General features: G+C 63.7%; 13 protein-coding genes and 1 rRNA gene. 11 read left to right on the forward strand and 3 right to left on the reverse strand.

Annotated features, from left to right (window positions below; all coding sequences use genetic code 11):
- Positions 1-4 precede the first annotated feature (4 nt).
- The 8 genes from argC to GUY37_RS07395 all read left to right on the forward strand — a co-directional run bounded on the left by argC (position 5) and on the right by GUY37_RS07395 (position 8,030).
- Complete coding sequence (gene argC / locus GUY37_RS07360) at positions 5-1,114, forward strand: N-acetyl-gamma-glutamyl-phosphate reductase (RefSeq protein ID WP_228278419.1); 1,110 nt, start codon at positions 5-7, stop codon at positions 1,112-1,114.
- Complete coding sequence (argJ, locus tag GUY37_RS07365) at positions 1,111-2,289, forward strand: bifunctional glutamate N-acetyltransferase/amino-acid acetyltransferase ArgJ (protein WP_166823992.1); 1,179 nt, start codon at positions 1,111-1,113, stop codon at positions 2,287-2,289. Before argC ends, argJ begins: the two co-directional genes overlap by 4 nt.
- Positions 2,286-3,314 (forward strand): acetylglutamate kinase, encoded by a 1,029-nt coding sequence (gene argB, locus GUY37_RS07370; RefSeq protein ID WP_228278420.1) that lies wholly within the window; start codon positions 2,286-2,288, stop codon positions 3,312-3,314. Before argJ ends, argB begins: the two co-directional genes overlap by 4 nt.
- Positions 3,311-4,564, forward strand: coding sequence for an acetylornithine transaminase (locus GUY37_RS07375; protein ID WP_166823994.1), 1,254 nt, complete (start codon positions 3,311-3,313; stop codon positions 4,562-4,564). Before argB ends, GUY37_RS07375 begins: the two co-directional genes overlap by 4 nt.
- A gap of 97 nt (positions 4,565-4,661) precedes the next feature.
- Positions 4,662-5,582, forward strand: coding sequence for an ornithine carbamoyltransferase (gene argF, locus GUY37_RS07380; RefSeq protein WP_166823997.1), 921 nt, complete (start codon positions 4,662-4,664; stop codon positions 5,580-5,582).
- Positions 5,579-6,103, forward strand: coding sequence for an arginine repressor (locus GUY37_RS07385; RefSeq protein WP_228278421.1), 525 nt, complete (start codon positions 5,579-5,581; stop codon positions 6,101-6,103). Before argF ends, GUY37_RS07385 begins: the two co-directional genes overlap by 4 nt.
- A 127-nt stretch (positions 6,104-6,230) precedes the next feature.
- Positions 6,231-7,652, forward strand: a complete 1,422-nt coding sequence (gene argH / locus GUY37_RS07390) for an argininosuccinate lyase (protein ID WP_166824001.1) — start codon at positions 6,231-6,233, stop codon at positions 7,650-7,652.
- Positions 7,653-7,796: 144 nt separating this feature from the next.
- Complete coding sequence (locus GUY37_RS07395) at positions 7,797-8,030, forward strand: hypothetical protein (RefSeq protein WP_166824004.1); 234 nt, start codon at positions 7,797-7,799, stop codon at positions 8,028-8,030.
- A gap of 14 nt (positions 8,031-8,044) precedes the next feature.
- On the opposite strand, the gene GUY37_RS07400 is transcribed toward GUY37_RS07395, so the two are convergent.
- Complete coding sequence (locus tag GUY37_RS07400) at positions 8,045-8,680, reverse strand: RES domain-containing protein (protein ID WP_166824007.1); 636 nt, start codon at positions 8,678-8,680, stop codon at positions 8,045-8,047.
- Between the two features lie 95 nt (positions 8,681-8,775).
- Entirely contained in the window at positions 8,776-9,384 is a 609-nt protein-coding gene (locus GUY37_RS07405) for a hypothetical protein (protein WP_166824010.1), read from the reverse strand.
- A 443-nt stretch (positions 9,385-9,827) separates the two neighbouring features.
- On the opposite strand from GUY37_RS07405, the gene tyrS reads away from it, so the two are divergent.
- Together tyrS and GUY37_RS07415 are read left to right on the forward strand one after the other, a co-directional pair.
- Positions 9,828-11,114: a tyrosine--tRNA ligase gene (gene tyrS / locus GUY37_RS07410; protein ID WP_166824013.1), complete on the forward strand. Its 1,287-nt coding sequence runs from the start codon at positions 9,828-9,830 to the stop codon at positions 11,112-11,114.
- Positions 11,115-11,428: 314 nt separating this feature from the next.
- Positions 11,429-11,830 carry a YccF domain-containing protein gene (locus GUY37_RS07415; RefSeq protein WP_152349295.1) on the forward strand — a complete coding sequence of 134 codons (402 nt, stop codon included), beginning with the start codon at positions 11,429-11,431 and terminating at the stop codon, positions 11,828-11,830.
- A gap of 9 nt (positions 11,831-11,839) precedes the next feature.
- Here the strand turns inward: GUY37_RS07415 and GUY37_RS07420 are convergent, their stop codons facing one another.
- The gene (locus tag GUY37_RS07420) at positions 11,840-12,682 is read right to left on the reverse strand and encodes a formate/nitrite transporter family protein (RefSeq protein ID WP_166824016.1); all 843 of its coding nucleotides are present in this window, start codon (positions 12,680-12,682) and stop codon (positions 11,840-11,842) included.
- 643 nt (positions 12,683-13,325) lie between these two features.
- On the opposite strand from GUY37_RS07420, the gene GUY37_RS07425 reads away from it, so the two are divergent.
- Positions 13,326-14,855, forward strand: a 16S ribosomal RNA gene (locus tag GUY37_RS07425).
- Positions 14,856-14,869 lie beyond the last annotated feature (14 nt).

Raw genomic sequence — 14,869 nt, forward strand, 5'->3', positions numbered from 1 at the left:
ACATATGAACGATCTTACGGTTGCCGTCTCCGGTGCCACCGGATACGCCGGGGGAGAGGTCCTCCGGCTGCTGAGCACTCACCCCCACTTGAACGTCACCACGGTGTGCGGACATTCCACCGCGGGCGAGAAGCTCGGCCGACATCAACCCCATCTTCCACGATTCTCTGACCTCGTGGTCCAGGAGTCCACCGCCGAGGTGCTCGCCGGCCACGACGTCGTCATCCTCGCGCTCCCGCACGGTCAGTCCGGACAGATCGCCGCCGAACTCGAACAGACGAGCCCCGACACCCTCATCGTCGACCTCGCCGCCGACCACCGCCTCATCAGCGCTGCCGCCTGGGAGAAGTTCTACGGATCCGCACACCAGGGCACTTGGGCCTACGGCCTGCCTGAACTGCTGACCGCCGACGGCACCAAACAGCGAGAGGTGCTCAAGTCAACGAAGCGCATCGCAGTGCCCGGGTGCAACGTCACCGCTGTGAGCCTCGGGCTGGCACCGCTCCTCCAAGCAGGTCTCGCCGCACCCGCCGGACTCAACGCGGTCCTCGCGAACGGAGTCTCCGGGGCAGGCAAGGCACTGAAGCCGCACCTCACCGCCGCCGAGATCCTCGGCAACGCCTCGCCGTACGGCACGGGAGGCACCCACCGGCACGTGCCCGAGATCGAGCAGAACCTCAATGGAGTCCTCGGCGCCGACGCCGCTGACGGCCCCACCCGGATCTCTTTCGCCCCAACACTCGTGCCGATGGCTCGCGGGATTCTCGCGACCATCACCGCCGACGCCGGTGAAGCCGCACCGCGCACTGCCGAAGGCCTTCTGGACGCCGTGGCGCTCAAGGACCAGCTGGCCGCCGCGTTCGCCCAGGCCTACGCCGACGAGCCCTTCGTTCGCGTCCTGCCCGAAGGCCTCTGGCCGCAAACCGCGGCGACCACCGGGTCGAACGTCGCGCAGATCCAGTTCACCGTCGACGAACGAGCCCAAAAGATCCTCGTCGTCGTGGCACTCGACAATCTTGTGCGCGGCACGGCCGGACAAGCCCTCCAATCCATCCACCTGGCCCTCGGTCTCGACGAGACCACCGCCCTTCCCCTCGAAGGAGTCGCCCCATGAGCGTCACCGCCCCACTCGGCTTCACCGCCGCCGGACTCACCGCCGGACTCAAACCCTCCGGCACCAAAGACCTCTCCCTGGTCATCAACAACGGACCCGACACCGCCGTCGCCGCCGTCTACACGTCCAACCGCTGCAAGGCCAACCCCGTCCTGTGGTCCCAGAAGGCCTCGGCCAATGGGCAGGCCCGCGCCGTCGTCCTCAACTCCGGGGGAGCGAACTGCTACACCGGCGACTTCGGATACGAGACCACGACACTCACCGCGCAGACCACCGCGGAAGTTCTCACCGACGCCGGCACCGACACGGTGCCTGAGGACGTGCTCGTCTGCTCGACCGGACTCATCGGCGTCGGCGGACAGGACTTCCGCGACGCAATTGTGAACAACCTCGCCCCGCTCGTCGCCGCGGCCGATACGAGCGTCGAAGCCGGACAGTCCGCTGCCGAGGCGATCATGACCACCGACACCGTCGCGAAGACCGCCAGCCGCACCGGCTCCAGCGGATACACCATTGGCGGCATGGCCAAGGGCGCGGGCATGCTCGCACCCGGACTGGCCACGATGCTCGTCGTCATCACCACCGACGCCAAACTCGACCAGATCACGCTTGACCAGGCTCTGCGTGCCTCGACGAACCGGTCCTTCGACCGCCTCGACACCGACGGCTGCATGTCGACGAACGACACTGTCATCCTCATGTCCTCCGGTGCCCACGACGCCGCCGTCGACACCGACGAGTTCACCACCTTGCTGCGCGAACTCTGCCTCGACCTCATGCACCAACTCCACGTCGACGCCGAAGGCGCCCACCACGACATCGCCATCACCACCAAGGGTGCTGCCAGCGAAGCAGATGCCGTCGAAGTCTCTCGTTCCGTGGCACGGTCGGCCCTGTTCAAGGCCGCGATCTTCGGGGAGGACCCGAACTGGGGCCGCGTCGTCGCTCAGGTGGGAACCACCTCGGCGGATTTCGATCCCACCCAGATCGACGTGATCATCAACGGCGTCCAGGTGTGCACGGCCTCCGGTCCCGACGAAGACCCCGCGAACGTGACGTTCGACCGCACAGTTGATGTGTCAATCGACCTCCACGCCGGAGACGACACCGCCACCGTGTGGACCTCGGACCTCACCCACGACTACGTCGAAGAGAACAGCGCCTACTCCTCATGAACAGCCCCGTCGACATGTCCACGAAATCCACGGCCGCCCGGCTCGCCGCCGCCCAGGTCAAAGCCGAAGCGCTGACCGAGGCGCTGCCCTGGATCAAGACCTTCGCCGGCGCCACGATCGTCATCAAATACGGCGGCAACGCCATGGTCTCCCCGGAGCTGCAGCAGTCCTTCGCCGATGACATCGCGTTCCTCCGCTTCGCCGGCATCCGCCCCGTCGTCGTCCACGGCGGCGGCCCCCAGATCTCGGCCATGCTGAAACGTCTGGGCATCGAATCCGAGTTCAAGGCCGGGCAGCGCGTGACCACCGAGGAAGCCGCCGAAGTCATCCGCATGGTGCTGTCCGGCCAGGTCAACCGCGATATCGTGTCCCGGATCAACCAGAACGGTGACGCCGCGATCGGTCTGTCCGGTGAAGACGCGGACCTCCTCCTCGCGCACAAAACCACCGCCGAGGTGGACGGCGAAGTCATCGACCTCGGCCGAGTGGGCGAGATCGCCCAGGTCAACACCACCGTGCTCACCGAACTCCTCGACGCCGGACGGGTGCCCGTCATCTGCTCCATCGCCTCCGAGATCGGGGGAGAGGCTGGGAAGCCGCTCAACATCAATGCGGACCTGGCCGCCTCGGCGGTGGCGAAGGCTCTCAAGGCGCACAAACTCATCATGCTCACCGATGTGCCCGGCCTCTACGCGAACTGGCCGGACACGTCCTCGCTCATCTCCCGCATCGACCCGGACAAGCTGCGCGAACTCCTGCCGTCGCTCGATTCGGGGATGATCCCGAAGATGACCGCGGCACTCGAAGCGATCGAGCACGGGGTCAAGCAGGCTCACATCATCGACGGCCGGATGGCGCACTCCCTGCTGCTCGAGGTCTTCACCTCCGAGGGCATCGGCACCATGGTCGAAGACACCATCGTCGAACCCGCACCGCTGGGCGACGGGCACCAGGCAGATCCCGCCGAGGCCGCCACGACGGATGGTTTGAACGCTAGCAACGACAGCAACGGAGGACGTTCATGAGTGATCAGACGGGTACGCAGGCTTCGGCCGGGCAGGCTTCCGATCAGGCCCAGACGTGGCGCGACGATTTCTCCCGTGTCCTGTCCCCGGTGTTCGGGTCCCCGCAGCTCGACATCGTCCGCGGTGAGGGCTCGTACGTGTGGGATGCGGCGGGCAAGCAGTACCTCGACCTGCTCGCCGGCATCGCCGTCAACGCCCTCGGCCACTGTCACCCCGCCTGGGTCAACGCCATCACCGAGCAGGCGTCGACGCTCGGCCACATCTCGAACTTCTTCACCTCCCCGGCTCAGATCGGCCTGGCCGAGAAGCTCCACGAAATCCTCGACCTGCCGGCTGGTTCGGCCGTGTTCTTCTCGAACTCGGGAACCGAAGCCAACGAGGCGGCCTTCAAGATGGCTCGCCGCGCGGCCGGTGGGGGACGTCCCTTCATCATCGCCGTCGAGGGCGCCTTCCACGGCCGCACTATGGGCGCGCTTGCACTGACCGCGAAGGAAGCGTACCGCGCCCCCTTCGCCCCGGGCGTTCCCGGAGTCGTCCACGTTCCCTACGGAGACGTCGAAGCGCTCGAAGCGGCGATCAATGAGAACACCGCTGCCGTGTTCATCGAACCCGTGCAGGGTGAGGTCGGCGTGCGGACGCATCCCGCCGGCTACCTCACGGCGGTGCGGGAATTGACGACGAGGGTCGGGGCGCTCATGATCCTGGACGAGGTGCAGTCGGGCATCGGCCGCACCGGCTCGTGGTTCGCTCACCAGGATCCCGAGATCGGTGAGGGCATCACCCCGGACATCATCACCTCGGCGAAGGGGCTCGGCGGCGGCATGCCGATTGGCGCGACCATCACCGTCGGCGATGCGAACACGAAGCTGCTCGAAGCCGGCCAGCACGGCACGACCTTCGGCGGCAACCCGATCGCCTGCGCAGCCGGACTCGCGGTGCTCGAGACCATCGAGAAGGACAACCTCCTCGACCACGTGTCAGAGGTGAGCGACTGGCTCAAGGGGCAGCTGGCAAAGGTCGACGGCATCGGAGAGATCACCGGAAAGGGACTGCTGCTCGGGCTTGAGTTGACACCCGGCGAGGACGGCCAGGTCCCGGACTCGAAGGCCGTGGCTGCTCGAGCGCTCGAGGCCGGGTTCATCATCAACCCCGTCGCCCCCGGACGCCTCCGCCTCGCCCCGCCGCTGACCATCACCACCGACGAGCTCACTCCGTTCATCGACGCCCTGCCCGGCCTCATCACCGGCTGAGCCGCAAACTCAGCGCTGACGACAAGCCAGGGTTCGCACGGAACGGCGGGCCACCTCGGCGCCGGCATCACCCACTCAGACTTTTGAAGGACACGTTATGACACGCCACTTCCTCAAGGACACGGACCTCAGTCCGGCCGAACAGGCCGAGGTCCTCGACCTCGCCGTCGAACTCAAGGCCGCCCCCTACTCGCGGACCCCGCTTGCCGGCCCGCAGACCGCTGCCGTCATCTTCGACAAGACCTCGACGCGCACCCGGGTCTCGTTCGCTGCCGGCATCGCCGCGCTCGGCGGACAGCCGCTCATCATCAACCCCGGTGAGGCGCAGCTCGGGCACAAGGAATCGATCGCCGACACCGCGCAGGTGATGTCCCGGATGGTCTCGGCGATCATCTGGCGCACCTACGCCCAGGCCGGGCTCGAAGAGATGGCCGAGTTCTCCTCTGTGCCCGTCATCAACTCTCTGTCCGATGATTTCCACCCGTGCCAGATCCTGGCCGACCTGCTCACCATCCGCGAACACCGCGGCGACGTGAAGGGCCAGACCATGACGTACTTCGGCGACGGGGCGAACAACATGGCCAACTCCTACGCGTTGGGTGGAGTCAACGCCGGAATGCACGTGCGCATCGTCGCCCCAGCGGACTACCAGCCCGACGCAGCGATCGTCGCCGAAGCCGAAGCCCTCGCGGCCCAGACCGGGGGATCGCTCACCGTCACCGACGACCCCGTTGCCGCCGCGACCGGCGCCGACGTCCTCGTCACCGACACCTGGGTGTCCATGGGTCAGGACTCTGCCGGACGCGATGACGAGGCCTCTCCGTTCACGAAGTTCCAGGTCAACCAGGAACTCATGAGCTTGAGCAACGACGCGATCTTCCTCCACTGCCTGCCCGCCTACCGCGGCAAAGAGGTCACGGACGAGGTCATCGACGGCCCCGCCTCGGTGGTCTTCGATGAAGCCGAGAACCGCCTGCACGTGCAGAAGGCGCTCATGACCTTCCTCCTGGAGCGATGATGGCCGAGCCGAACAACAGCGCCCCGCTGACGAAGACTGCCCGCCAGCAGAAGATCATCGATCTCATCACCCGGCAGTCCGTGCGGTCCCAGATCGAACTCGCCGAGGCGCTCGCGACGCAGGGCATCACCGTCACCCAGGCGACCCTGTCGCGCGACCTCGCCGAGGTGGGGGCCGTGAAGATCCGGTCCACCGCGGGATCCGTCTACGCCGTTCCCGGTGAGGGCGGGGATCGGTCCCTGCAGCAGTCGACGGGGGAGAGCCTCGATGCGAAGCTGCCGCGGATCCTCGAGGAGCTGCTCGTCTCCGCGGTGTCTCAGGACAACACGGTCGTGCTGCGCACCCCGCCCGGGGCCGCCCAATATCTGGCCTCGGCGATCGACCGGTCCTCGATGGTCGGCATCTTCGGCACCCTGGCCGGCGACGACACCGTACTCGTCATCGCCGATGCCGCCGTCGGGGGAGCGGCCCTGGCCGAGACCTTCCTCGAATACGCGGCAGGCGGGCTGGCCGAGGGCTGAACCGCTTTCGAGCTCCCCGGAACTGAGCGGCCGCCTCGGCGGGGGAAGCTGGAACAATGACAACTGAGTTTCTTCATGAGCATGAACGGGCCGACGCGGATGCGATTCGGTCAGGAAAGGACGATTTGTGAGCGAACGACTGAGCCTGTGGGGCGGACGGTTCTCGGACGGTCCGGCCGATGCCCTGGCCGCACTGAGCAAGTCCACCGACTTCGACTGGCGCCTGGCGAAGTACGACATCGCCGGGTCGAAGGCCCACGCGAAGGTCCTCCACCACGCGGGACTGCTCACCGACGAGGAACTGACCGGGATGACCGAGTCGCTCGACGAGCTGCTCCGCCGCGTCGAAGCCGGCGGATACGTCGCCGCCGAATCCGACGAGGATGTGCACTCGTCGCTGGAGCGCGGCCTCATCGAGATCGCCGGACCCGAACTCGGCGGGAAGCTGCGGGCCGGCCGGTCGCGCAACGACCAGATCGCAACGATGGGTCGGATGTACCTGCGTGACCACGCTCGTGAGGTCGCCGGGCTCGTGCTCGACACCGTCGAGGTGCTCATCGCCCAGGCCGAGGAACACCCCGAGGCGCCGATGCCCGGACGCACTCACCTCCAGCATGCACAGCCGGTGCTGCTGGCCCACCACCTTCTCGCTCACGCGTGGCCGCTGCTGCGCGATGTCGCTCGTTTCGCCGACTTCGATGCGCGCGCCGGAGTATCCGCTTATGGGTCGGGCGCTTTGGCCGGGTCGTCGTTGGGTCTCGATCCGCAGGCCGTGGCAGCCGACCTCGGGTTCAACGACTCGGTGGAGAACTCCATCGACGGCACTGCGTCGCGCGACGTCTTCGCCGAGTACCTGTTCATCACGACGATGATCGGCATCGATCTCTCGCGTCTGTCCGAGGAGGTCATCGCGTGGGCGACGAAGGAGTTCTCGTTCGTCACCCTCCACGATGCGTACTCGACGGGGTCGTCGATCATGCCGCAGAAGAAGAACCCCGACGTCGCCGAACTCACCCGCGGAAAGTCCGGTCGCCTCATCGGTGACCTCACCGGTCTGCTGTCGACGCTCAAGGCGCTGCCGTTGGCATACAACCGGGACCTGCAGGAGGACAAGGAACCGGTCTTCGACGCCACGGACACCCTCGAGCTGCTGCTGCCGGCGTTCACCGGGATGGTGGCGACGCTGAAGTTCGACACCGAGCGGATGGCGTACCTGGCTCCGCGCGGATTCGCGCTGGCCACGGACATCGCCGAATGGCTCGTCCGTGAAGGCGTGCCGTTCCGAGTTGCTCACGAGCTCTCGGGGGCGTGCGTGCAGTTGGCCGAGTCGCGGGACGTCGAACTGTGGGACCTGACCGATGAGGATTTCGCGGGGATCTCCGAGCATCTGACCCCGGCGGTGCGCGAGGTGCTCACGACTCTCGGTTCGATCGACTCCCGCAACGCCAAGGGCGGCACGGCTCGCTCGGCCGTGGAGGTGCAGATTGCCAACGCGAAGGCCGAGGTTGCTCGCCTGCGAGAGTTCTCGGGATCGGCGCGGAGCGTGTGAGGGCTTGTGCGCTGGAACTTCGCCTTTGAGGGAAGATTCCTTGTGCTAATTTGCGAACCGGTGTCCCGTCGGCAGCTGTGTTTCTTTTCAGTTGGCCGCGCGGCACCGATTCTGCACATCGAGAGTTTTTCGGGGAGGCCCGACATGCGAAAGTTTCTACTCACCAGCGGTGTCACCCTGATCGTCGTCGGTGCGGCGATGTACGCCGTGGGGCTCTACGACAACAGTGAACCGACTGGAGGCGGCGCCAACATCGGGGCCGGCATCCTGGCGGTCCTCGGTGAGGCCCTCGGAATCATCGGCCTCTGTGCTGTCATCGCTTCAGGCATCACCACGTTGGTTGTCTGGCTGAGGAAGCGACCCTCCGCGCGCCGATGAGTCGGGATACGACCTCAGCTGAGAGGCGAGACCACCGTGACGCCGAGATCCTCGAGCAGTTCGTCCAAGACGATGCGTCCGGCTCCATCGCCGATCGCTCCGACCGCTGTCAGGGACGGAGCGAGAGACAGAGCATCGCGGCCTTCGGCCAATCGATCGGCGAACAGGATGAGGGCTTCGGTATCGGGATGGTGGCTGATCTCAGTCTGGCGAGAGTGCCAAATGATGCCCGCAAGATTCTGCGCGGACGCATGAATGGCCTTGGCCACGATGCGCGTGCACGGATAATGCTCCTGCGCTGAGGACGCGATGGAGGACCGTGGGATATTCAGCTTCGTCAACGCCGGGTTGCGCAGGTCGGCCACTTTCAATCTCTCGGTCGTCTCCAGGCCGACGTGAAGCTGTCCGTAGAATCGGGCTTCGGAGACCTCTCGCACAATCCATTCGCCGACATCGCGAAGCACAGTCTCCAGTAGAGCGGCGTGGGGAGTCTTCGCCAAATAGTCGGTCGGTACTCGGGTGTCAGGTCCCGCCTCGTTGAAGGGCGAGAACCTGGCGTCGCCGTACCCGGGGTTGGCCTCGGTATGACCGAACCGTGAGCTGTAGACCCGATGCCATGTGCTGCCTTCGCTGATTGTGCACGCCGGCAACTGCCCAGTGTGTGCGAGTTCGGTCAGGGCATCGGTGGCGACGGGGCAGTGGCCCGGAGCTGGACACTCGAGATCTTCGGGTCCGAAGACACGCCTCATGCGCCGACGGCAAAAGCGAGATCGGCGACCTGACGCTCGACGGCGCGAATGACTCGTTTCCGGTCCGTGACGATTGCGTCGGTGGGGATCTCCCCGCTGAGCAGGCCGGTGGGACTGGTCAGCCACGACCACAATGACCACGGTTCCATACCTGCAGCCAGCAGCGGTTTGACGAGTTGCTCGCTGACGAGCTCGTCGAGCTGCCCGTCCGCAGTGAGCTGGACGGTGGGAATGAGCGTCTTCCCCTTGACCTCAACGGTGAACAGCAGATTTTCTCTCCGCAGCCGATTGACCCACGAGCGTGCACCGCCTTCTCTGGTTCCGCGGAGCTCCGCGAGAGTTTTGTAGGTAGCCGCGCCTTCGCCTTCGATGAGTCGGACCCGTGCGTCGGCGGTGCGAACGGCCTGCTTCTGCGTGGCCTCAGAAATCAGAGGGAGGCCGTTGACATAGGCGCGGTCCACTGTGGCGCGGAGCTCTGCTCGTGCTTGGATCCGGAGTTGGACGTGCTTGGCATGAGCTTTGATCACGTCCTGAGCCTCAGCTTGGGTCAGCCCGTGAAGATCGAGCTTGGTAGTCTGCTCCGATTCATGCGCTTGAGCGGTCATAGCTACCTCCTCGAATACACTGATTCTAACAGTTGCAACATGCCACAATCCAGCGTTGCGTGAATCCTCAGTCCAGAGCATCTGCCTGCGGCCGCCGACAGACATAGCCAGGCTCGAACCACTAGGCGGACAATAGACTCATGTTTCCTGAGAACCAGTCCGAGCCCTTCGAGTTGCGTCGCCGTTCTGCCGAAGACGAAGAAGATGTGCGTGCGGCGGCTAGTGCGCGCAACGAATCTGGACGAGTGAGCCACGAGGAATTAGAGCGTGAGCTCGGCCTGAATAGATCACGTAGGGAAGAAGATTGAGCGCGCACGGTGCGGACGAGGTTATCCGTCGCAGTTGCTCAGATGACAGTCAACGGAAGAGCCACCTCAGCGACCCCGTAGAATTGACCCCGTCGGCTCCGCGCCGGCACAGACCACAGATTCGAAAGGACCGAAGTGACCGACATCTTCAGTGAACTCAAGGCCCGCGGGCTCGTCGCAGTTTCCACCGACGAGACCGCCCTGCAGAAAGCCCTGGCCGAGGAGTCGCTGACCTATTATGTCGGTTTCGATCCGACGGCCCCGAGCCTGCACATGGGCAACCTCGTCCAGCTGCTCACCGCCGCCCGCCTCCAGCAGGCCGGCCACAACCCGCTCGCCCTCGTCGGCGGCGCCACTGGCCTCATCGGCGATCCGCGCATGTCGGGGGAGCGGACGCTCAATCCGCGTGAGGTCGTCGAAGAATGGGTGAACAAGATCCGCGCCCAGGTCGAGAAGTTCCTCGACTTCGACGGACCCCACGCCGCAAAGATCGTCAACAACCTCGACTGGACCTCGGGGCTGTCGGCCATCGACTTCCTCCGCGACATCGGCAAGCACTTCCCGGTCAACCGGATGCTCGCGAAGGAATCAGTCTCCGCGCGCCTCAACAGCGAAGCCGGCATCTCCTTCACCGAGTTCTCGTACCAGATCCTCCAGGGCAACGACTACCTCGAGCTCAACCGCCGCTACGGCTGCTCCCTGCAGACCGGCGGATCCGACCAGTGGGGCAACCTCACCTCGGGCGTCGACCTCATCCGCCGCGTCGAGCAGAAATCCGTCCATGCCCTGGCCACCCCGCTGATCACGAAGGCCGACGGAACGAAGTTCGGCAAGACCGAATCCGGCACCGTGTGGCTCGACTCGTCCCTGACCAGCCCGTACGCGTTCAGCCAGTTCTGGCTCAACGCCGACGACCGCGACGTGGTCAAGTACCTCAAGGTGTTCTCGCTGCGCCCGCTCGACGAGATCGAAGCCATCGAAGCCGAGTTCACTGCCGCGCCGCACACTCGTGTTGCGCAGAGGGCCCTCGCCGAGGATGTCACCACCCTCGTCCACGGGCGCCAGGCCTACGACCAAGCCATCGCCGCAGCTTCCGCTCTCTTCGGTGGGGGAGAGCTCGCCGGTCTCGACGCATCGACCTTGGGCGCCGCCACCGCCGAGCTGCCCCGCGGTGACGTGTCAGCGACCCAGCTGTCCGAGGGCCTGCCCGTCGCCGACGCGTTCGTCGCCGCTGGCATCGTCAAGTCCAAGGGCGAGGCCCGCCGCGCCATCAAGGACGGCGGGGCGTATGTCAACAACGTCAAGGTCGCCGACCAGGAACAGGCCCTGACCTCCGCCGAGGTGCTCCCCACCGAAGCCGGGGGAGTGATCCTTCTGCGCCGGGGAAAGAAGACCCTCGGAGCTGTTGACATCGTCGGCTGAGCAGCCTCCGTCACTGATAATGCCGTGTCCTCCACATTGGGAGGGCACGGCGTTGTCGCATTCACGACGGTTGGACCCGTTCGACAACGGGAAACCTTGTCATCGACGAATACAAGAGGTCGCATTGTCGAGGCGGCCTCGGCGGCAGCATTGCGGTCAAGGGAATGCGGTTATTCAGCGTGCGCTCTGGCAGCCTGGGGTCAACCGGACCGGCGATGTGGGGCCATCACCCTGGAAAAGCATGCGGTCATCGAGCAGACTGGCAGATGACGGACATTCGAAAGAATACCGACTGACGAACGCACGAGGAGATCATGCGCACTCTGCTCAACATCATCTGGTTCATCTTCTCCGGCCTCTGGCTGGCGCTCGGATACTGGGCCGCCGGCATCATCGCCTGCATCTTCATCGTCACCATCCCCTGGGGCATCGCCTCCTTCCGGATCGGCAACTACGCGCTGTGGCCCTTCGGCCGCGAAGTCATCGAAACCCGACCAGCCGGGGTGGCGACGACCCTGGGCAACATCATCTGGCTCATCGTCGCCGGCATCTGGCTGGCCATCGGCCATGTCATCACTTCGATCCCGCTGTTCATCTCGATCATCGGCATCCCGCTCGGCTGGGCGAACATCAAACTCATCCCCGTATCCCTCATGCCGCTGGGCAAGCAGATCGTCGACAGCGATCGACTCATGCCCGGCTACCGCGGAGCCTGAGCCTGCGGCTCAAGAGCTCTGCTCCTCGAGTTCCTCGAGAGAGATGCGGCCTTTGCGCACTGCCCAGAGCACGCGGCGGGTGCGCACGATTCGCGGCAGGGTGATGATCAGCAGTCCACCGAGCATGTTGAACGGGATCACGATCCCGAACCACTGCAGGAAGTCGAGGATCGAAATGTCCGCCCCGGCCATCATGGCGGCGAGGATGACGATCGCATTGATGGCTCCATGCAACATGCTGGCTCCGATCACCAGCAGACCGGTGATCATGCAGACGATCGCCTTGACCGTGTCGTTCGATGTTCCCTGCTGCATCCGTGTCGCCAATGTGATCGTCGCGCCGGCAAGAAGCGAGAGGGCGAGCATGACAGCGAGGGACGACTGGTTGATATAGCTCAGCGCCATATCGACGAGCGTTTGGTGGTAGTCCGGAAGCGCAAGGACGATCAGCCAAGCAAACACCGCGCCGCCGAGCAGGTTGGTCACGAGAGTCACCGACCAGAGCCGAAAGACCTGAGTCCAATTCGCCTGGCCTGCGATGACGGCATTGATCGGCAGCAGGAACTCTTCGGTGAACAACTCCGAATGCGCCAACTTCAAAGCCAGTAGGCCGATGCCGAACGCCATCCCTGCGAGGATCTCCGACCCGGTCGCCTGCTTGACGAGCACCATGGCCAAGATCCCGAGACCGACATCGATGCCACCGAAGAGTCCGGTGACGATGAGCTCGGGCCATTTCCGGTTGAGCCGCTTGGCACCCTCCGTGACTGTATTTGCCGCCTCGTCGATGAGAGCGTCCTCGAGATCGAGGTCGTTGCGGCCAAGTCGTTCTCGCTGCTCTTTCTGAGTCATTGGGCCAGTGTAGGGGCGAGGCACCGGGAATCGCTGGGAGTCGCCTGCATGATGAGGGCAAGAGGCGGCTGCGTCTGGTGGGTGCGGGTGCTGGACGTTGCCTCTGCGAAACTCACCGGTGCCTCTGCAGAAACGCGTGCAGAGCTGCGCTTCCGTGCTCGGTGACGGGTGTCACAGCGGAATTTCCGCTTTCGAGTTGCACGGTGCGGATGGGGTGGTCTAGAGTTATATCTCGTTGCCCCGCCGGAAACAACGTCTTCGAGACAGAGTTTCCACCGGGTCTGACCAGGACAAACACGGTTTGATCCGAGAGTTCAGAACACCGGGTGGGCAACCAGAAATGAAACTGATACCCCCAGTGAACACGCTGCTTTTGTGTGGTGTGGTGATGGGTGTGTGTTTGTGGTTTGAGAATCCAATAGCGTGTTTGTTTGAACAAGTTGTGATGCCAGAACATTTAATATTTTTCTGGTGAGACAATCACCTGATCGAACATCTGGTTCACCCTGGTGGGTGGTTCTTCGCCGAACCTCCCGCATCACATGGGTGGATGGTGTGTTTGGTTGGGATATTTTTTGGTCAACCTTCTCACCCCGTGAGGGGTTGACTGTCTTGCTGGGATTGATTCGTAACATAAAGTTTTTTTATGGAGAGTTTGATCCTGGCTCAGGACGAACGCTGGCTGCGTGCTTAACACATGCAAGTCGAACGCTGAAGCCGGGTGCTTGCACCTGGTGGATGAGTGGCGAACGGGTGAGTAACACGTGAGTAACCTGCCCCTGATTTCGGGATAAGCCTGGGAAACTGGGTCTAATACCGGATACGACCGGAGAAGGCATCTTCTCTGGTGGAAAGTTTTTCGATCGGGGATGGGCTCGCGGCCTATCAGCTTGTTGGTGGGGTAAGGGCCCACCAAGGCGACGACGGGTAGCCGGCCTGAGAGGGCGACCGGCCACACTGGGACTGAGACACGGCCCAGACTCCTACGGGAGGCAGCAGTGGGGAATATTGCACAATGGGGGAAACCCTGATGCAGCGACGCAGCGTGCGGGATGACGGCCTTCGGGTTGTAAACCGCTTTCAGCAGGGAAGAAGCGAAAGTGACGGTACCTGCAGAAGAAGTACCGGCTAACTACGTGCCAGCAGCCGCGGTAATACGTAGGGTACGAGCGTTGTCCGGAATTATTGGGCGTAAAGAGCTCGTAGGTGGTTGGTCACGTCTGCTGTGGAAACGCAACGCTTAACGTTGCGCGTGCAGTGGGTACGGGCTGACTAGAGTGCAGTAGGGGAGTCTGGAATTCCTGGTGTAGCGGTGAAATGCGCAGATATCAGGAGGAACACCGGTGGCGAAGGCGGGACTCTGGGCTGTAACTGACACTGAGGAGCGAAAGCATGGGGAGCGAACAGGATTAGATACCCTGGTAGTCCATGCCGTAAACGTTGGGCACTAGGTGTGGGGGACATTCCACGTTCTCCGCGCCGTAGCTAACGCATTAAGTGCCCCGCCTGGGGAGTACGGTCGCAAGGCTAAAACTCAAAGGAATTGACGGGGGCCCGCACAAGCGGCGGAGCATGCGGATTAATTCGATGCAACGCGAAGAACCTTACCAAGGCTTGACATACATCAGACCGTTCTGGAAACAGTTCTTCTCTTTGGAGCTGGTGTACAGGTGGTGCATGGTTGTCGTCAGCTCGTGTCGTGAGATGTTGGGTTAAGTCCCGCAACGAGCGCAACCCTCGTTCTATGTTGCCAGCACGTGATGGTGGGAACTCATAGGAGACTGCCGGGGTCAACTCGGAGGAAGGTGGGGATGACGTCAAATCATCATGCCCTTTATGTCTTGGGCTTCACGCATGCTACAATGGCTGGTACAGAGAGAGGCGAACCCGTGAGGGTGAGCGAATCCCTTAAAGCCAGTCTCAGTTCGGATCGTAGTCTGCAATTCGACTACGTGAAGTCGGAGTCGCTAGTAATCGCAGATCAGCAACGCTGCGGTGAATACGTTCCCGGGCCTTGTACACACCGCCCGTCAAGTCACGAAAGTCGGTAACACCCGAAGCCGGTGTCCTAACCCCCTTTGTGGGGAGGGGGCCGTCTAAGGTGGGACTGGTGATTGGGACTAAGTCGTAACAAGGTAGCCGTACCGGAAGGTGCGGCTGGATCACCTCCTTTCTAAGGAGCACACA

The organism is Brevibacterium limosum (assembly GCF_011617705.1).
GTDB classification, from domain to species: domain Bacteria; phylum Actinomycetota; class Actinomycetes; order Actinomycetales; family Brevibacteriaceae; genus Brevibacterium; species Brevibacterium limosum.